The following is a 19,950-nucleotide window of genomic DNA, read 5'->3' on the forward strand; positions in this document are numbered from 1 at the left end:
ATAATTTTATGGAAGAACTAAAAGAGGCACTTTATGAATTAAGACAAAGAAAACTGTTAATGATTACCGCTATTGTAGCATTAGTATTAATAATTGGCTCAATCATTTTTATTCCAACGATGCAAAAAAATATTCGAGCTGCTCAAGTTGAATCGTTAGTCGCAGGACCCATCAAATCAGAGAAAGTCAGTGTCTTAGATTACAAAACAGCAGACAAGAAAATCCAAGAAACAGGAGCCATGTCAGTCATGTTTGCTAAACCATCTGGCAAGCAATACGATCAAATGGTGAAGCTGTTTAATTCAGATAAAATGAATGAATTTCATCGTTCGCTGTATATCTATCCGTTAATTTATAATGCTGGCAAAGCACAAGAGCAATACAATGTTAGCAGCGATGAGATTACGCTTGTTTTCTTTGAAAATGGCAAAGAAAAGACACGGACGGTTGTCGAAAAATCTATGGATTTAAAAACACAATTAATACCAGAATTAAATCGATTACCAATGGCTGGCGTTTTGAAAGACCAGCAAAAAGCGGCGCAAGAAGCTGAAAAAGAAGCAGCAAAGACCGCTGAAACACAGACGACGACCAGCACGACTGGCGTTGCTCAATCTACTGAAACGACGACAGAAAGCACTGATACAGTACCAGAAACTGGTGAATAATAGCTAGCTATGTTAAACTTAGATTGTAGAAAGTTTTAAGGAATTAGAAAGAGGGGATTTTCGATGGCATTAGTAATTTCAATGACGATTTTAGTAAGTTTATGGCTGATTCAATCGCAAAAACAAGCAGTTAAAGTTCCCGTGAAAATTGAAAGAAACCGAAACAATTAAGTGGTAAATATGCTGAAATAAAGAAAAACGAGCCTCTCATAAGAGTGGCTCGTTTTTTAGAAGTAAAAGAAATGCAAGAAAATAAAAACTTTTTCTTGACGAACAAAATCAATATAGTGTAGACTACCTTTAACAACATAACTAGGAGGGAAAATACATGACACAATTATCTAACGTAAAAGAAATGCACCAATCATGGCAAAACTGGCGTAGATAGTTGTATGTATGATTCTTTCATAGATACAACTTTAGAAGACTTATTCTAAAAAGTGTATCTATGCTGGTTATATTCAAGAAGAAAAAACGACCACATAGAGGACCCATCTATGTGGTTTTTGTTTTGCAAAAAAACAACGACCACTCCTAAACACTTAGGATAAGTCGTTGTTTTTTTGCTACGAATCACTACGATTGGCACGAAGTGACAGAGTAGATGATGAGTAGTACAAGGTGAGCGAAGAGAACGTTGTCCCAATCGTAGAAAAAGTGCTCCTGCGATCCTCGTCGCAGTTAAATCCTGACAAGCACTACGATTGACACGAAGTGACAGAGTAGATGCAGGCTGCGTATACTCGCCGCAGTTTGGCCTTCAAGAGTGATGAGTAGTACAAGGTGAGCGAAGAGAACGTTGTCACAATCGTAGAAAAGTGCTCCTGCGATTCTCACCAAAATTGCGATCCTCGTCGCAGCTAAATCCTGACATTTGTAAAAAAGTGTTCCTAGGATTTTGACTAAGCAGAGGATTATGAATCTCAGTTTCACTTTCAACGGAAGAAACGCCCTATAGATAATGGTTTTATTATTAAAAAGAAAAAGTTGCCAAACAAAAGGGCAGTTAGGAGAATGCAAAATGAAAAATAAACGTTTAACGTTTGTCGTGTCTTTATTAGCTATTTATTTAATTGGTGCTTTTTTTGTGAATCAAAAAGTGACGAATTCAAAGAAAGACATAGTTACTGTAGGGGTTTTGCAGTTTGTCAGTCACCCCGCATTGGATGAAATTTATAAAGGTGTTGAGGAAGGGTTAAAGGAAAATGGCTATGACAAAGGCAAAAACTTAGAAATTATTTTTCAAAATGGTCAAGCCGACCAGAGTAAGTTAGCAATCATGAGTCAACAATTAGTACAAAAAAAGGCAGACGTTTTAATTGGCATCGCCACGCCAGCTGCGCAAGCGTTAGCCAACACTACCCAAGAAATCCCGATCATTTTAGGCGCCATTACGGACCCTGTTAGTGCAGGATTGGTGAAAGACAATCAAAAGCCAGGCGGTAATATTACGGGTGTTAGTGATCAATCTCCTTTGTCAGCCCAGATGGATTTACTAAAAGAATTGATACCAGCTGCCAAAAAAATAGGTATTCTCTATGCTTCCTCAGAAGAAAACTCTCGATACCAAGTAGCTGAAGCGCAGAAAGCAGCTGAAGCCAAAGGATTGACAGTGAAAACATATGCTGTGCCATCAAGTAATGAAATTGCACAAACGGTTCAAGTGATGACTAAGGAAACAGATGTGATTTATATACCAACTGATAATACGATTGCTAATGCCATGCAAACGGTAGTCGGAGAAGCAAATCGAACTAAGACGCCGATTATTCCTTCGGTGGATACAATGGTAGAACAAGGCGGTTTAGCAACTGTTGGGATTAATCAACATGCGTTGGGGGTACAAGCCGGCAAAATGGCAGCAGAGGTTCTGTCTGGAAAAAGTCAACCAGCAACTACACCCATTTATACCTTTAATACAGGCGACACAATTATCAATGAAAAACAAGCGCAAAAGTTAGGAATTACGATTCCCGCAGAGTTAGCAAAAAAATCGAAATTGATTAACTAATTATCAAAGAAAGTAGGAGAAGCGATGATTGTTTCAGCAATTGGACAAGGAATGTTATGGGCCTTGTTAGGTCTAGGTATCTTTATGACTTATCGTATTTTAAATTTTCCAGATATGACCACAGAAGGTTCATTTCCGTTAGGAGGGGCGGTTTGTGTAACTGCCATTACAACAGGGGTTTCACCATTTGTAGCGACTCTTTTAGGGGTCGGCGCAGGAATGCTTGCCGGTTTAGTGACTGGTTTACTATTTACAAAAGGAAAAATTCCAATTATTTTAGCAGGAATTTTAGTGATGTCTGGTTTAAATTCCGTGATTTTATTTGTGATGAAATCGCCAAATAAGTCTTTACTAAACCAACCGAAGATTCAAGATGTTTTTCAAAAAATGGCCTTACCAGATTATTATGATACTATTTTTTTAGGGATTAGTGTTTTGGCTGTGGTAATGATTTTACTGTTATTTTTCTTTAATACTAGTTTAGGACAAGCCTATATTGCGACAGGCGACAATGAAGAAATGGCTCGCTCGATTGGCATTCAAACGGATCGCATGAAAATTTTAGGATTGGTTTTATCAAATGGCTTGATTGGCTTATCTGGCGCTTTGATTGCCCAAAATGATGGATATGCGGATGTAAGTAAAGGAACCGGTGTCATTGTAATTGGCTTAGCTTCACTCATTATTGGTGAAGTACTGTTTGGAGAATTAACGTTTGGTGAACGGTTGATGGCGATTGTTGTAGGCAGTATTATTTATCAACTATTGATTTTATTAGTGATTAAATTAGGCTTTGATACAACGTATTTGAAAATCTTCTCAGCAGTGATTTTAGCAATCTGTTTAATGATCCCGCAATTAAAAAAAGCATTACGACTACACGGCTTTTCTGATAAGGGGGAAACGAAATGAAACCAGTTGTTGAATTAAAAAATGCGACAAAAATCATTGATAATGGGATGAATGAAAAAAAAGTGATTTTGGATCATGTGAACTTAGCCATTTATCCTGGGGACTTCATTACTGTTTTAGGTGGAAATGGCGCAGGCAAGAGTACGCTATTCAATAGTTTAGCAGGAACTTTGACACTAACAGAAGGACAATTTTTAATTGAAGGAGTCAATCGCACCAATCTTTCTGAAGTCAAACGGGCCAAATCTCTAGCGCGTGTTTTTCAAGATCCTAAAATGGGGACAGCACCAAGAATGACTGTGGCAGAAAATTTATTGCTTGCCATGAAACGCGGACAAAAACGTCCCTTAACATTACGGAAGATAAATGAGCAACGCGCCTTGTTTACAAAAATCTGTCAAGAAGTTGGCAATGGCTTGGAAAATCATCTGGATACACCGACAGGTAACCTTTCTGGCGGTCAACGCCAAGCCTTAAGTTTATTAATGGCCACTATCACAAAACCAGAATTATTACTTTTAGATGAACATACTGCTGCCTTAGATCCCAAAACATCCAAGCAGTTGATGCACTTAACGGAACAACGGATTGAAGAAGGGCACTTAACTTGTTTAATGATTACCCATCGAATGGAAGATGCTTTACGATATGGCAATCGTTTAATTGTTTTACAAAAAGGTAAAATTGTTCAAGATTTAAACGCTGCTGAAAAAGCACAATTAACGCTACAAGATTTGTTGCTGTTCTTTGAAGAAGTAGAATAAAAAAACAAGCTCAGAAAATGAGCTTGTTTTTTTATTTTTTGACCAATCGGAAGAGTCGCTTGGGGAAAAAACGTTTGACAATTCGTTCCAGTAGCGAGGTCACCATAAAGCCCGCTGCGATAGCTGCAGCAGTAAAGACAACTTTTAAAATCAACTGCAAACCGTCATCAATATTTCCTAATAAAATGCTCCGAACCGCTTGATAGGCAGGGCCTCCTGGCACTAAAGGAACCAAACTTGGAATATAAAAAATAATCATCGGCATTTTTTTGTAACGGGAAAAAAAGATACTAGCGATTCCTAATCCGACCGTTCCTAAAAAGTTTGCAAAGGTTTGACTAGCATCAAAAGTTTGCGTTAAGAGATAATAAATCATCCAGCCTGTCATGCCAGTAATGCCACAAGCCACCAGTGCTTTACGAGGAATGTTCGTGATAATACCAAACGTCACAGTCGCTAAAAAACTAAAGAGAAGATGAAAAATTAGTTCCATTTGAACACTCCTTACATAAATAATTTAAAAATCAAGGCAATTCCCAGGCCAACAGACCCAGCAATAAAAATAGCTTCTGTCCCTCGCGCCGTCCCGCTGATGAGGTGGCCGGCTAAAATGTCGCGAAAAGAGTTCGTAATCGCCACACCTGGAACTAACGGCATCACCGCACCAATAATAATATTATCGATGTTGACTGCTAAGCGAAAATGCACAGCCAAATAGGCCAACAAACCAATGACAAAAGCGGCTGCGAATGAATCGAGGTAAGGAACTTGGAATAACTTTTGGGTAAAAAGATAACTGGCATAGCCAATCCCGCCAACAAAAAAAGTTGCAATAAAATCTTGCCAAGTGCCACCAAAAATGTACATTAACGTACAACTAACAATTCCGGCTGCTAACAAGCGTAACGAAATTGAAAAAGTGGGGGTATCTGTTTCTAATAGAGTTAAGCGCTGATAAAGCTCTGGTAGAGTAATCTCTTTTTGCGCAAATTCTCTTGATAACTGATTGACAAGGCTAACTTTTTCCAAATTAATCGAGCGCTGGGGGATGTTTTCTAATTGCGTATAATTACTGGAACGAAAACCCACGAAAATCCCTGTAGCCGTCGTGTAACAAACGCTCTCTGGCTCACCAGCATTTGCTGCAATCCGAGTAATTGTATCTTCGGTTCTATATACTTCAGATCCGCTTTCCAGCATAATTTTTCCAGCTAAAATGCATGTATCAATAATTAATTGTTTTCTTTTTTCGCTATTAACCAAAGGAATGGCTCCTTTCATTTCGAGTTCACTTTTAGTGTATCATTTTTTTTAAGAACTGTACGCAATTTAAAACAGAGATAGAAAAAAAGTGTGATTTTTTACAAAAATGAAACGAATCTTAAGAATAAATGAAAACAAATAAGGAATTAGTAAAAATTATGGGTTAGTTGTAAGAATCTAGGATCTTTCCTTGCATTTTAGTAGGAAACATCCTATCCTAAACATAGAAAAACAAAGGGGTCAATAAAAATGGACAACCAATGGTTACTCTACGGAATTAGCAGTGTCGTATTAATTATTTTAATCAGAAGAACAATCCTATCAGGAAACATCGTATTAAGTTGTTTGTTGGGAGCGATTTTGCTGATTCAAGTAGTGGGAGTAGCTCTCTGTGCTCAGCAGAAAAAGAAAAATGAACATACAAAAGAACTACCTTCTTCTAAAGTACATCAATAGAAGAAGGTAGTTTTCTCTTATAGTAAATCAAATTTTTTCAAGCCATTAACAATGCCATTCTCAGTATTTTTAGTTGAAATAAAGGTGGCTTTTTCTTTTAGTTCTTCTCGCGCATTACCCATGGCAATTCCATAATCACAGGCCTCAAACAGCGCCAAATCATTGATGCCATCACCAAAGGCATAAGTGGGAATGCCGTTTAATCCCAAGGTGTTAAAAAGATTTTTGACACCAGAGCCTTTAGAGACCCCTTTACGAACAATATCAATTGAAAAAGGACCATTGCGATAAAAGGTCAATTCAGGAAACCGCTCATAGTAATATTCATCATCATCGCCATGTTGACTTAAGACCAACATCATGTTGACGGCATCATTCTCATAACCTGTGGGATCAATTTCTGGAACAGCTGAATGAATATAATCATAGGCTTGTTTCACTGTGCCAGTATGCCCTGTACAAAAAATACGGCGCTCATTGTAAAAAGCCAATTCATGACCACGATGTTTGACATGTTCATGCAGTGAAACACATTCCTCTGTTGTAAATTCATCTGAATAAATCGTTTTTCCTTCATAATGAATAAATTGCCCGTTCATTACAATCGCAGAATCAATACCACTGGCTTTCATGATTGGCTGAATCTCACACAAGGTCCGTCCTGTCGCAATTAAAGGTAAAATTTGATTGTCTTTCAAGGCCGCCACTGCTGCGGTAATCTCAGGAGTAATTTGCGATGTTCCATCTAACAAAGTTCCATCTAAATCAAAAAAAGTAATAGCTTTCATTTTATCCATACCCTAACATCCTCTCTACGCTTGTTATTTTAACAAACTTTTCTGAAAAGACAATGGGTTCCCTTCGTTTTCTTTAAAAGAGCAGGAAAAAAAGTGATTTTTGATGGTTCTGTAAAGGATTTTTGAAGAAATATAGAATCGGTTGGTACAAATTCAATTTTAGAGTATACTACAATAGAGCAGTTTTATGAAAAGTGAATAAGGAGTGAATGAAATGAATATATTAATGATTGAAGACAATGAATCCGTCTCAGAAATGATGCAAATGTTTTTCTTAAATGAAGGGTGGGAAGCTACCTTTAAAGATGATGGCAAAGAAGGATTGGCGACTTTTCTTGCTTCGCCAGAAAAATGGGACATGATTACGTTAGACTTAAACTTACCTAGTATGGATGGGATGGCTGTTTGTCGTGAAATTCGCAAAGTTTCAGCCAATGTTCCCATTATTATGTTGACCGCTCGTGATTCTGAAAGTGACCAAGTAATTGGCCTTGAAATGGGTGCGGATGATTATGTGACAAAACCATTTAGTCCATTAACTTTGATTGCACGGATGAAAGCTCTACATCGTCGTGCCGAGGTGGCAGAGGCTGCGCATGATACGTCTGAGAATACAGATGAAACGTTTGATGTGATTACGGATCATTTTAAAATGAATACGAAAACACGAGAAACATATTTAGATAATCAATTAATCGAAGGCTTAACACCTAAAGAATTTGATTTGCTATACACTTTAGCAAAAAAACCACGCCAAGTCTTTTCACGCGAACAACTACTAGAATTGGTTTGGGACTATCAATACTTTGGCGATGAACGGACAGTTGATGCCCATATCAAAAAATTACGACAAAAAATTGAAAAAGTGGGTCCTCAAGTCATCCAAACGGTTTGGGGCGTAGGGTATAAATTCGACGATTCAGGTGTTGCTTAATGAAGTATTTGTATCAACAATTACTTGCTTTTATAGGTGTGATCGCTCTGATTATTCTCATTGTCGGAACGTCTTTCACACAATTGACCAAGCGCACAATGCAAGAAAATAACTATGAACAGCTGTATGGTTATGCAGAATCGGCTTTAGAAACACGTGACTTTTTTATTAATGTTGCAGGTGTTTCAGATCGAGATGTTTTATCCTATTCATTTCAGTTGACTGAGCGCGTACTCCAGAAGCAAGATGTGCAATTTGTGTTTATTAACAAGGACCGCGTAGTGCAGTACCCACCAGTTGATAGCACAAAAAAATTAGACTTTTCCTTAATCGATAAAAATTGGGATCAAATCATGAAAGGTAATCGTGTTTATGCAACAGAAAATATTGATATCTATGGGGAAAAGAATACTTCAGCTTATGTGATGCTGCCTGTGCGTGATAAAAATACTAATAATCTGCTTGGTGCAATAGTTATTACACAACCTGCCAAAAACGTTGACCGAAGTGTCCAGTCCGTGACACAAAACTTGATTAAAGGCTTTATTTTTTCTGGTGTGATTGCCTTGTTACTAAGTTATCTATTTGCGACTTTCCAAGTGAAACGAATTAATCGGATGCGTAAAGCCACCAAAGAAATTACTAGTGGAAATTTTGATATTCAATTACCAGTCCATGACAAAGATGAATTTGATGACCTAGCAGAAGATTTTAATAAAATGGCCGCGTCTTTAAAAGAATCACAAGAAGAAATCAATCGTCAAGAAGAGCGCCGTCGTCAATTTATGGCGGATGCCTCTCATGAAATGCGGACGCCTTTAACAACTATTAATGGCTTGTTAGAGGGATTGCAGTATAATGCTATTCCTGAAAATCAAAAAGAGAATGCGATTAAACTGATGCAAAATGAGACCGCTCGCTTGATTCGCTTAGTCAATGAAAATCTTGATTATGAAAAAATTCGGACCAACCAGATTCAAATTGTTGTGAAGAAGTTCAACGGAACAGAAGCTTTAGAAAATATTGTGACTCAACTAACGGCCAAAGCTGAAGCCGCCGGTAATCAATTGTATTTAGACACCACCGAACCAATTGATGTGTATGCCGATTATGATCGTTTCGTTCAAGTAGTTGTCAATATTGTTCAAAATGCTATCCAATTTACTGAAAATGGCGAAATTCATATTGCTTTAGAAAAAGGCTATTTAGAAACTATTGTCCGTATTTCTGATACAGGAATCGGCATGACGGAAGAACAAATTTTGAATATCTGGGATCGTTATTACAAAGTAGATCCATCCCGTAAAAATACTAAATATGGAGAATCAGGATTAGGCTTACCAATCGTTCAACAATTGGTCCGCTTGCATAAAGGGAAAATCAATGTTGAGAGTGAACCTGGTAAAGGCACCACGTTTATTATTTCATTTCCTGATGTTGAAATTACTGAAAACTAAAGAAAACGTCTGGTCACAATCAGTGCCAGACGTTTTCTTTAATTTAATAACGCATGTAGAGACAGGGGGTGCACATAGGGACTATCAATAATTTGTGGATCTTTTGTCAGAAATAGCAAGCGCTTGTTTCTTTTTTGAACTGCTATTTTTAATTGAGGTAAAATTTCTTGACGTTGTCCAATCGTTAATGAAGAAAAGATGTCATCAATCACTAACGTACTTGTTTTTGAAAGCAAAAGTTGTATTATCCGCATTTTAATTTTTTCAAAAGTCGTAAAAGAAGTAAAGGAACGACCAAGTAAGGCAGGTTCTAATTGGAACATCTGGAAAGCTTCGGCTAGAACTACTTTTCGATCCCGTTCTTTGATTGTACTAGCGATAAATAAATTTTCTTCTAATGGCAAGTAGGGCAGAAAGGTTTCACTAGAAGAAAGCCTAGTAATGGTTAGTTGATTTGTTTGAAAAAAATCGGCCAATGCGAGTTCTTGTTCTGGAGCAGAATAAATGATTCCATAAACTTCTCGCAAAGCTAACGCGTCGAATGAGGATTTTTTTTCGGTTATTTTTTTGAATGATGGTGTGACATTCATAGAAAATCCCTCCCTTATTTCTTATGTGTGCGTAAATAAATCAACGTGAAAGGAGTCCCGCAAACAAGAGGAATGCCAAGCAAGATTAAGCAGTTAACAAAGCAATTACGGATTGTATAAAGCGACTGCATACTTTTAAAATCAAAAGAAAATGCTTGGATCGTTTGAATCCCTAAATGCTGGATATTTGTAATCGTGACATCCTGGTCGGTACTTTTAGCTAAAAATGCTGGAGTTTCCAAATGAGACCACTGTAAAATAGCATCACGAGCAGCCCAAAGAACAGTATTATACGTTTCTTGAAACATTAAAGTGAAAAGTAAAAAACTGAAAATTCCTAATAGAGCCGGTAAACATAACTCTAGTAAGAGCTGTTTGGTGACATACATATTTGAAAAGTGCATGTGATACCATGTATGTATTTCTTCCTTTTTTATGCGTAATGTCACATACATCAACAGAAGAAAAGTAACACCAAAGAAAATGACACTACCTAGATAGAGGTGCCAATAGTATTGAATCAGTTGGTAATGGTAACTAGTTTGTTTTTCAATATCGACAAAGTCTGGCATCGTTCGTAAAAACTCTTTTTCAAAATCAATCAAGTTAAACAGCCCAGTCAATAAGAAAGAGAACAGGAAGAAGAAGAGTGCAGTGATTAACGTGATTTTTTTATGATAAAAACTACTAGCTGTAGCGTAACGGACACTTCTCATCAACTTTCACCTCTCTAAACTATCTTTAGTATAGTGAAATAATATGAATTAATTATGAAAAAGTAGCAAAAAAGCTTGAGCAAATTGCTCAAGCTTTTTGAAGATTTATTTACCAGTTTTTTGATAGCCTTGATAACTGTCAGTGTGATATTCATCAACGGTTGATTTATTATTGTTTTTACTGTAAACACTCGTTGATTTTTCACCTTTTTCTTTTTCAATTGCTTCCAGTTGTTGCAATTGGTTCTTGTAATCATAGTCTTCTGGGTTAACTGGTTTTAAGCCGCTATTGGTATAGAAACGAAGCAAGTCACCGTTAGTAATTTGGTCAGACGTTTCTAATTGTTTCGTCGCTTTGGCTTTTAAATCAGCGACTTCTTTCTTAACTTCTTCGGTTGGCTCTGTAATTAAAGTGCCTGTTTTAGTATCGTAAATGCTAGAACCTAAAATAGTATATTTAGGTGTTACAACATTGCCGTTGCGGAAAGCAACGATTTGATTGTGTTGTTTAGAGAATAAATCTTGGCCTAACTGAATGTAGTTTTTCGTATCGACACCAAGCAAGTGTAGAAGGGTTGGTAAGGCATCAACTTGGCCGCCATACGTATGGTTCACACCGCCATTTTCTTGACCAGGAACGTGAATCATATAAGGAACACGTTGCATATTGGCGTTGTCAAAATCGTTCCAATCTGCTTTGGTTTTACCTACTAATTCTGCTAAGTTTTGGTTTCTTGAATTAGAAACCCCATAGTGATCGCCATAAAGAACAATGACTGAGTTTTCATAGAGACCTGAAGATTTCAAGTAGTTAAAGAATTCTTCTACCGCTTTGTCTAAATAATTCGCTGTTGCGAAATAACCATTAATTGTTTCGTCAGAGGTTTTTGCAATTGGGAATCCTGCTTCATCGTTTGTAAATTGAGAATAAGGATAATGATTGGATACAGCAATAAATTTAGAATAGAAGGGTTGTTGTAAATGTTCTAAATATTGAACGGATTGATTAAAGAATGGTTTATCGTGTAACCCATATTGGAATGAGTTATCTGAATTAACATCATAATAACTAGCATCAAAGAAATAGTCATAGCCTAAACGTTTATAGGTTTCATTCCGATTCCAGAAGTTACCGGCATTTCCGTGGAAAGCAGCGCTAGTGTAACCTTGCGTTTGTTTTAAAATATCGGGTGCTGCTTCAAACGTATTTTTCCCACCAACTTGTGTAAAAAGTGAACCTTGGTCTAAACCAAATAGTGAATTTTCAAGTAACGTTTCGGCATCACTTGTTTTTCCTTGACCAACTTGGTGGAAGAAGTTATCAAAGCTAAAGGTACTTTTACTATTGTAAAGACTATTGATAAATGGTGTGACTTCGTGTTCTACGCCATTTTCATCTTTTAATTTGTAATTAACTAAAAATTGTTGGAAACTTTCTAAATGGATATAAATTACATTTTTGCCTTTTGCAATACCAAACTTACTATCATCGGGTGCCGCATATTGTTGTTTCACGTAATCTTCAACTTGTTTCATATCGTTAGCACTGGCTTCGGCACGGACTTGGTTTGTTTGGTAAGTTGTAATGCCATCGTATACGGTAAAGGCATTTAAGCCTAAGAATTTCACGATATAGTCACGAGAGAATTGACGTCCTAATAATTGGGGACGTTCTGTTTCAGCCATAAATAGATTGAATAAGAAAAAGACAACAGAAAGGAGTGTGACAGAGACTGCTACACGTGCGCGGACTGGACGCGCATCTGTTTTAATTTTTTTCGTTAATAATAATACGCCAATAATAATGAAGTCTAAGAAATAAATGACGTCATAAGGTCTAAAGAGACGTAAGGCACTTTCGCCAAGACCGCTAGCTACTTTGCCAGCACCAAGCATCGTATTAACTGTGATGAAGTCAGTAAATTCTCGATAATACACGACATTTGAGAAGAGCAGTAAACTCATCAAGAAGTAAATAATCATCATTGTAATATAAGAAGCTTTTTTACGGCGAACATACAAAGCGATGGCTAATAAAAAGACCGTTGTGGCAATTGGATTAATTAAGAGTATGAAATACTCGTTAATATTTTCCAAACGTAAATGGAAATCAACGGCGTACGCAAAGAGGTTTTTTAGCCACAGTAAGATGGCGATTAGCGAGAATAACCCCAGTCGCGTGTTCAAAATATTTGTTTTAAATAATTTTTTCAAAATAAACGTCCTTTCTAAACGATGATTCTATAAAAGTAAAATTAGGTAAATTTCGTATTTTACAATATCACTTTAATTTTACTCTTTCACAAATTTTATGTCAATTCTTACCGAAGTGAGGAATGATGATGTTAAAGAAAACTTACTATTTCCTTAAACTTTTTAGTTCGTTAAATGACGTGAAGCTTGAATCCTTTAAAGACAGATGGGCCTTTTTTTGCTATACTAGATAGGACTTTGAAAAGTAGGTGTACAGAATGAAACTTCAAGTAACTAAAAAAGCAGAACATAAATTTAAAAAAGGATATCCTTTAATTCAGAAAGAAGATTTGCAACAAGTGCCGGCGCCGTTGCCAACAGATTGGCTTACTTTGATTGATAGTAAAGGCCAGCGCTTAGCTGAAGGATATTTAGGCGAACAAAATAAAGGCATTGGTTGGTTGCTGTCATGGCATGGACCAATTAATCAATTTTTTTTTCAACAACTCTTTGAAATAAGTCGTGAGAAGCGGACGTCTTTTGAAAAGGATTCGCTGACAACCGCTTATCGATTATTTAATGGAGAAGGAGATGGCATTGGGGGTCTAATCATCGATCGCTATGCAGATTACGCCGTTTTTTCATGGTATAATGAAACCCTTTATCAGAAAAAAGCCGAACTTTTGACGGCGTTTCGCACAGTTTACCCTGACATTATTGGTACCTACGAAAAGATTCGCTTTTCCACAAAAAATTTACCCGAATCACAGTTTTTGTATGGCGAACAAGCACCCGAGCCATTACTTGTCACTGAAAATGGCGTTCAATTTGCTACCTATTTAAACGAAGGATTAATGACAGGCATCTTTTTAGATCAAAAAGAAGTTCGTGGTCGATTAGTAGATGGTTTTGCAGTAGGTAAAACAGTCTTAAATATGTTTAGTTATACAGGTGCTTTTTCAGTAGCTGCCGCTATGGGAGGTGCCGTGGCCACCACTAGTGTGGATTTAGCTAAACGAAGCTTACCGAAAACGACTGAGCAATTTGAAGTCAATCATTTAAATCTTGCCGCGCAAAAGATTATTGTCATGGATGTTTTTGACTACTTTAAATATGCTTCACGTAAAGGCTTGAGTTATGACATGATCATTTTGGATCCGCCAAGTTTTGCTCGCAACAAAAAGAAAGTTTTTTCCGTTGCTAAAAATTATGGGGAGCTAGTGAAAGATTCTATTGATATTTTAACGGATAAGGGAACGCTTATTGCCTCAACCAATGCGGCAAATTTATCCTTAGCCAAATATCAAAAAATGGTGATTACTGCCTTGCAAGAGAAAAATGTCCGTTACAAGATTACGGACACGTATCAATTACCGGCAGACTTTCAAGTGAATCCTAATTTTCCAGAAGGTAATTACTTAAAAGTCCTGTTTATCGAAATTGAAAAATAATTTTTTACACCAAGCAAAAGTCCCAGCGCCGCTAATCGGTATTGGGACTTTTGCTTGGTGTTTATTTTATAGTAACTTTTGGGCTTTTTGAGTGTTTGCAAAATGCAGCTTCGCGTAGTTTGCTAATAAGTCTAGGCCGCCTTTTTTCAAAATACGGGCGGCTACTTGGTCTGATTTGCTGCCAGCACCAGAGGGCACAGAGAAACCCAATTCTGCAGATTCTTTATCTAACTCTTCTAAAAAAGCAGCGCGGCTAATAATAGAGGCGGCAGCAACGGCAACATGATACTGCTCTCCTTTAGTGACGAAGAACAATTTTTCAGTGACTTGATTTTTTTCATTACGAACATATTTCCGATAATTATTTTCAGGGGTGAACTGGTCAATTAAAATCCCTTCTGGCTTTGTGGGAGCCAATTCTTGTAGCAACAGATAAATCGCTTGGTTATGCAAAGCGACTTTCATGTGTACAGCATTGTAGTTTGGTTGAATCTCATTGTATTTTTTTGGTTCAACGATTAATAACTTGTAAGGAATCAGTTCTTTAATGACATGTGACAATTGAATAATTTGTGGGTCGGTTAATTCTTTGGAATCACGAACACCCAATGCTTTTAGTTTGCTAATCATGCTTTTGTCAACATAGGCAGCACAGACAGTTACTGGACCAAAATAGCTACCATTACCGACTTCATCGGAACCTATCACAGACCAGTTGCCAAAATCAGCAGGCAGTGTAGTAGTCTGGGGAGAAATTTTTTTCTTTGGTGTGGTATTCGTTCCTTCCCAACGAGCGGCCTCTTTTTCAGCTTGAGGTCCCTGAAACATGACTTTACCTGATTGATAAGCAGTGATGGTAGTGGTACCAACCTTGGCCACAAAGACAGTATAAGGGACCGTTTTATTTAAACGATTGGGTTGATAAACAGTGGTCATCTCTGCTAATGTTTTTTTACTAACTTTAATTACGTGATTCTGTGCCATCAATTGTTCCTCATTTCTTGATATTTCTTCTTTACTATAGTAAAGGAAAAACAAGTAAATGAAAAGGTTTTGCGTTAGCTTGTTCCTGAAAATGATAATGTTTAGGAAATGTATAATTTTTTTCTATAGTTGGGCGCTAGTTGTTATCTAAATTTTTATTCAGTGCTATACTGTGGGAGAGAAGGAGACGATGAAAGAGTCGACTAGAACAAGGGGTGATGTGTTTGAGAAGAAAAAAAGAAATGCAAGAAAATGAACCAATAGCAGTGACTGCTAACGCGGAACGCTATTATCCAGAAGATAAACAAGGCTTGACGGCCGCACAAGTTGAAGAAAGACAGCGAAAAGGCTTAGTCAATGCCGCCGTCGATACAGAGTTTATCACCACGAAACAGATTGTTATTAATAACGTATTTACGTATTTCAACTTAATTTTTGTGGTACTAGGTGTGTTATTAATGCTGGTACAATCTTATAAAAATATGACCTTTTTGCCAGTAGTAATCATTAATACGGTCATTGGAATTTACCAAGAAATTAAGTCGAAGAAAGTATTAGATAGCTTAAATATTCTAAACGCTACAAAAGTAACCGTTGTAAGGGATGGCCAAGAACAAGAAATTTCGCCAGATGAACTGGTTTTGGATGATGTGGTGCTCTTTAAATCGGGTGAACAGATTTCTGGGGATGCAATTGTCTTATCTGGTGAAGTCCGTGTGAATGAATCCTTGTTAACTGGGGAATCTGATGAGATTACCAAAGTAGCAGATAGTCAACTTTTGTCAGGTAGCTTTATTGTGTCAGGTTCTTGTTATGCAAGAATTGATAAAATTGGTGCTGAGGCCTATGTTCATCAATTAACGCTTGAAGCGAAGTCAATTAAAAAAGGGGAACAATCAGAGATGGTCGGTTCCATTAACCGTTTGGTGAAATGGGTAGGAATTATTATTATCCCGATCGGCTGTGTTCTATTTTTCCAAAGTTATTTCATCAACCATCAAGGGCTTCATGACAGCATTGTCTCCATGGAAGCTGCCTTGATTGGGATGATTCCGGAAGGGTTGTACCTTTTAACAACCGTTGCATTAGCTGCCAGCACAATGCGCTTAGCGAAGCGCGGCGTTTTATTGCACAACATGAAAAGTATCGAATCCTTAGCACGTGTTGATGTGTTATGTGTAGATAAAACAGGAACAATTACTGAAAACACGATGGAAGTCCAAGAGTTGGTTCCTGTGGTGAGTATCGAAAATGATGGTACAGACTTAACCAATGTCGAAAAATTAATTGGCGATTTTTGCCGAACAATGTCAGCTGACAACGATACGATGAAAGCGATGAAAGAATTTTTTGTTACTAATAATCAGAGGGAAGCCGTTAGCTACACCTCGTTTTCGTCTGTCGAAAAATTTAGTAGCGTGACTTTCCCAGAAGCGACGTATATTCTTGGGGCGCCAGAGATGATTTTGAGAGACAATTATGAAATGTATCAATCTGAAGTGGAACATTATACAAGTCAAGGCTATCGCTTATTGGTGTTCGGAAAGTATTTAGGAGAATTTCAGGAAACGTTGGCAGCAGAGGTTCAACCTCTAGGCTACATTCTTCTTTGGAATCCGATTCGTAAAGAAGCCAAAGCAACTTTTGAATATTTCGCTGAACAAAATGTGGCTATTAAGGTCATTTCTGGTGATAATCCTTTAACAGTATCCAATGTAGCACAAGCGGCAGGCATTATTGGTGCTGAAAATTATGTGGACGCGCGAACATTAACTACAATGGAAGCCCAGACAGAAGCTTTAGAAAAATACACCGTTTTTGGTCGTGTCACGCCAGAACAAAAGAAACAATTTGTACTATTGTTGAAAAAATTAGATCATACAGTGGCGATGACAGGGGATGGAGTCAATGATATTTTAGCCATGAAAGAAGCAGATTGTAGTATTGCCATGGCTTCAGGAAATCAAGCTACAGCACAAGCCTCGCAAGTTGTGTTGTTAGATTCTGATTTTTCAACGATGCCGGAGGTTGTCTTTGAAGGCCGCCAAGTAGTTAATAACATTGAACGCTCTTCAAGTTTATTCCTTGTAAAAAATATTTTCTCCTTGCTGATGTCTGTCTTTGCTATGATTTTTGCCGTGACATATCCTTTACAACCGACACAAGTCACATTGATTAGTTTATTTACAATTGGGATTCCTTCGACATTTCTAGCTTTGGAACCAAATCATCGTCGCATTGAAGGGAAATTTCTTTTCAATGTGTTATCAAAAGCAATTCCTGGTGGGTTAACGGATATGTTAGTAGTCGGTGCCTTACTAATTTGTGGTGATATTCTTGCACTTCAAAAAACGGACATTTCAACGACTGCAACATTGTTGCTAGTTTCAGTCGGCTTTATGGTTCTTTATAAAATTAGTTCACCAATGAATCGTTACCGCAAGCGCGTAATGATTGGCTGTTTAATCGGAATGGTTATTACAAGTATTTCCATGAAAAACTTGTTCTCGTTAACTTCGGTATCGCCAACAGCCTTGTTACTTTTAGCCATTCTTTTCTTTGCAGCAGACTCAACTTTCCAACATTTATCAACCATTTCTGAAAAAGTTCAATTATGGTTTTATAAGAAAAGACATTAGGAGCAAAACACCGAGCCAAATTATTTTGGTTCGGTGTTTTTTGTTTTTTATTGTTGGGAAAAATAAAAACACTTGTACCTAGTTAATCCTTGATAGTATAAACCTAACCAATTATTTTAGGTAGGAAGGATTGAATAAAAATGAAAAAAAGAAGTTTTGTCTATTGGGGAATGTTTTTCATTCTTTTGTCGATGCTGATAACGCCTTTTCTGAAACTTGAAACAGGATATGCACAAACGGAACCAACTAGTACCAGTGAAACCAATCAAATTTCTGCTACGCCAAACGTAGTACCGCGTAAGCAAGTGGGCAACATTGTGACAGCGATTCAACTAACGGACAAAGAGGGAAACCCGCTTGGGACCATTAATCAATATACAGACATCTACCTCCGAATTGAGTTCAACTTACCGGATAATACCGTTAATAGTGGGGATACGAGTGTGATCACTTTACCCGAAGAGCTACGTCTCGAGAAAAATATGACCTTTAATGTAGTAGATGATACAGGTGCTGTGGTTGCAATCGCACAGACCGATGTAGCAAATAAAACGGTCACGTTAACGTATACAGATTACGTAGAAAACCATGCTAATATTAGTGGGTCTTTATATTTTACAAGTTTGATTGATTTCGAAAATGTCGAAAATGAATCCAAGATTCCTATTTACGTCACGGTTGAAGGGGAAAAAATATTTGCTGGCGATCTTGATTACCAAGGTGAAGGCGATGATGTTAACGAAAAATTTAGCAAGTATTCGTGGTTTATCGAAGACGATCCAACCGAAATTTACAATGTGCTACGGATTAATCCAACAGGGCAAACGTATACTGATTTAGAAGTAGAAGATGTGCTAAAAACAGCAAGTTTAAGTTATATGAAAGACACTATGAAAATTGAACGAGGACAATGGAAACTGGATGGAAACGCTATTTGGCAGTTCACGCCAGAGGAAGATATAACTGGTCAGTTGGCTGTCCAGTATGGTCCTGATGACCGTAATTTTTCGGTGCATTTTGGCAATATTGGGACTAACGAATATCGTATCACCTATAAAACCAAAATCGATCATCTTCCCGAAAAAGGTGAAACCTTCACAAATTATGCAAAATTAACAGAAAATCAAACGGTGGTGGAAGAAGTCGAAGTGAGTCGTGTCTCACAAACGGGTGGTGGAGAAGCCAATGGTGAACAATATGTTGTTGAAATTCATAAAGAAGATGAAGCAGACCAGCGTTTAGCAGGTGCAGAGTTTGAACTCATTCGTAACTCAACCAATCAAACAGTGGCCAAAATCACAACAGATCAAAACGGAACAGCGATTGTTAAAGGCTTGTTAAAAGATAACTATACTTTAGAAGAAACCAAAGCACCTACCGGTTACCAACTTTCGCAAAACAAGATTCCAATAACGCCTGAAGACTTTGGTAAAAACTTAGTTGCACTGAAAACTGTTGTGAATCATAAGATTTCATATCAACCAGTCGCTGCTTCATTTTTAGCTGGAAAAGTTCTTTTAGGAAAACCACTGAAGGATGCTGAATTTCAATTTGAATTGTTAGATGAGAAAGGCACAGTACTAGAAACGGTTAGTAACGATACTTTAGGGAAAATTCAATTTTCACCATTAACCTTTGAAACTCCTGGAAACTATCAATACACCATTCGGGAAGTAAACACGCAACAGGCAGGTGTTTCCTACGATACGCACAACCTTCAAGTTCAAGTAACCGTCGAGGCGCTTTTAGGAAATCTTGTGGCGACTACTCAGTATGATGGAGGTCAAGTATTTACTAATCACTATACGCCAGAAAAACCTATAGAGGGTACCACACCACCAACGAGTGGGACAACAGATACTACCACGAATTCAACCACAGAAACTACTTCAATAACCATTGAAAAACAGGCGATTCGTAATAAAGAATTGCCAAAAACAGGAGAAACAAAAGAAAACGCGTTTCTTTTCTTAGGTAGCCTTCTTTTGATTCAAGGAGTATTTATCTATTTTAAAACGAAAAAATAATCGCTTAGATAGTTTCAGTAATCGAGACAAAATGTGCAAATTTCGAGAGATTTAGCTTGTTCATTTGAGTTTGGAATGGTTCTGTGCT

Annotated in this window: 17 protein-coding genes; 10 read left to right on the forward strand and 7 right to left on the reverse strand. The window is 37.3% G+C overall.

Going from position 1 to position 19,950, the window contains the following annotated elements; translation table 11 throughout:
• Window positions 1-8 precede the first annotated feature (8 nt).
• The 4 genes from AB1I62_RS06015 (at window position 9) to AB1I62_RS06030 (ending at window position 4,355) form a co-directional block, all read left to right on the forward strand.
• A complete protein-coding gene (locus tag AB1I62_RS06015; protein ID WP_048737831.1) occupies window positions 9-668 on the forward strand; it encodes a hypothetical protein in 660 nt (219 codons plus the stop codon).
• A 1,021-nt stretch (window positions 669-1,689) separates the two neighbouring features.
• On the forward strand, window positions 1,690-2,679 hold the full coding sequence (gene trpX, locus AB1I62_RS06020; RefSeq protein ID WP_010712341.1) for a tryptophan ABC transporter substrate-binding protein: 990 nt from the start codon (window positions 1,690-1,692) through the stop codon (window positions 2,677-2,679).
• Window positions 2,680-2,703: 24 nt separating this feature from the next.
• Window positions 2,704-3,591, forward strand: coding sequence for an ABC transporter permease (locus AB1I62_RS06025; protein ID WP_002357879.1), 888 nt, complete (start codon window positions 2,704-2,706; stop codon window positions 3,589-3,591).
• Entirely contained in the window at window positions 3,588-4,355 is a 768-nt protein-coding gene (locus AB1I62_RS06030) for an ABC transporter ATP-binding protein (RefSeq protein ID WP_048737804.1), read from the forward strand. The genes AB1I62_RS06025 and AB1I62_RS06030 overlap by 4 nt, the downstream gene beginning before the upstream one ends.
• Window positions 4,356-4,386: 31 nt before the next feature.
• On the opposite strand, the gene AB1I62_RS06035 is transcribed toward AB1I62_RS06030, so the two are convergent.
• Entirely contained in the window at window positions 4,387-4,848 is a 462-nt protein-coding gene (locus AB1I62_RS06035; RefSeq protein WP_002377734.1) for a threonine/serine exporter family protein, read from the reverse strand.
• A gap of 11 nt (window positions 4,849-4,859) precedes the next feature.
• Window positions 4,860-5,636, reverse strand: coding sequence for a threonine/serine exporter family protein (locus AB1I62_RS06040; RefSeq protein ID WP_025187328.1), 777 nt, complete (start codon window positions 5,634-5,636; stop codon window positions 4,860-4,862).
• Between the two features lie 231 nt (window positions 5,637-5,867).
• Here AB1I62_RS06040 and AB1I62_RS06045 point away from each other — a divergent pair, with 231 nt between their 5' ends.
• On the forward strand, window positions 5,868-6,074 hold the full coding sequence (locus tag AB1I62_RS06045) for a hypothetical protein (protein ID WP_002357875.1): 207 nt from the start codon (window positions 5,868-5,870) through the stop codon (window positions 6,072-6,074).
• Between the two features lie 17 nt (window positions 6,075-6,091).
• On the opposite strand, the gene AB1I62_RS06050 is transcribed toward AB1I62_RS06045, so the two are convergent.
• Window positions 6,092-6,871: a Cof-type HAD-IIB family hydrolase gene (locus AB1I62_RS06050; RefSeq protein WP_002369540.1), complete on the reverse strand. Its 780-nt coding sequence runs from the start codon at window positions 6,869-6,871 to the stop codon at window positions 6,092-6,094.
• Between the two features lie 214 nt (window positions 6,872-7,085).
• On the opposite strand from AB1I62_RS06050, the gene AB1I62_RS06055 reads away from it, so the two are divergent.
• Both AB1I62_RS06055 and AB1I62_RS06060 read left to right on the forward strand, forming a co-directional pair.
• Window positions 7,086-7,805, forward strand: coding sequence for a response regulator transcription factor (locus AB1I62_RS06055; protein WP_002381953.1), 720 nt, complete (start codon window positions 7,086-7,088; stop codon window positions 7,803-7,805).
• Window positions 7,805-9,262, forward strand: coding sequence for a sensor histidine kinase (locus AB1I62_RS06060; RefSeq protein WP_002377728.1), 1,458 nt, complete (start codon window positions 7,805-7,807; stop codon window positions 9,260-9,262). The genes AB1I62_RS06055 and AB1I62_RS06060 overlap by 1 nt, the downstream gene beginning before the upstream one ends.
• A 38-nt stretch (window positions 9,263-9,300) precedes the next feature.
• Here AB1I62_RS06060 and AB1I62_RS06065 read toward each other — a convergent pair whose 3' ends face one another.
• From AB1I62_RS06065 to AB1I62_RS06075, 3 genes are all read right to left on the reverse strand, one after another.
• Window positions 9,301-9,852, reverse strand: coding sequence for a hypothetical protein (locus AB1I62_RS06065; protein ID WP_033594967.1), 552 nt, complete (start codon window positions 9,850-9,852; stop codon window positions 9,301-9,303).
• Between the two features lie 14 nt (window positions 9,853-9,866).
• Window positions 9,867-10,568 carry a hypothetical protein gene (locus tag AB1I62_RS06070; protein ID WP_002360505.1) on the reverse strand — a complete coding sequence of 234 codons (702 nt, stop codon included), beginning with the start codon at window positions 10,566-10,568 and terminating at the stop codon, window positions 9,867-9,869.
• Between the two features lie 105 nt (window positions 10,569-10,673).
• Entirely contained in the window at window positions 10,674-12,782 is a 2,109-nt protein-coding gene (locus AB1I62_RS06075) for an LTA synthase family protein (RefSeq protein ID WP_002357869.1), read from the reverse strand.
• Window positions 12,783-13,039: 257 nt separating this feature from the next.
• Between AB1I62_RS06075 and AB1I62_RS06080 the strand changes: the two genes are divergently transcribed.
• Window positions 13,040-14,212 carry a class I SAM-dependent methyltransferase gene (locus tag AB1I62_RS06080; protein ID WP_202250922.1) on the forward strand — a complete coding sequence of 391 codons (1,173 nt, stop codon included), beginning with the start codon at window positions 13,040-13,042 and terminating at the stop codon, window positions 14,210-14,212.
• Window positions 14,213-14,278: 66 nt separating this feature from the next.
• On the opposite strand, the gene rnhC is transcribed toward AB1I62_RS06080, so the two are convergent.
• On the reverse strand, window positions 14,279-15,196 hold the full coding sequence (gene rnhC, locus AB1I62_RS06085; RefSeq protein WP_202250923.1) for a ribonuclease HIII: 918 nt from the start codon (window positions 15,194-15,196) through the stop codon (window positions 14,279-14,281).
• Window positions 15,197-15,414: 218 nt separating this feature from the next.
• Between rnhC and AB1I62_RS06090 the strand changes: the two genes are divergently transcribed.
• Window positions 15,415-17,835 (forward strand): cation-translocating P-type ATPase, encoded by a 2,421-nt coding sequence (locus AB1I62_RS06090; RefSeq protein WP_002384650.1) that lies wholly within the window; start codon window positions 15,415-15,417, stop codon window positions 17,833-17,835.
• Window positions 17,836-17,975: 140 nt separating this feature from the next.
• Window positions 17,976-19,862, forward strand: coding sequence for an Ig-like domain-containing protein (locus AB1I62_RS06095; protein WP_104859576.1), 1,887 nt, complete (start codon window positions 17,976-17,978; stop codon window positions 19,860-19,862).
• Window positions 19,863-19,950 lie beyond the last annotated feature (88 nt).

This window comes from Enterococcus sp. AN402, assembly GCF_040719405.1.
Taxonomy (GTDB): Bacteria; Bacillota; Bacilli; order Lactobacillales; family Enterococcaceae; genus Enterococcus; species Enterococcus faecalis.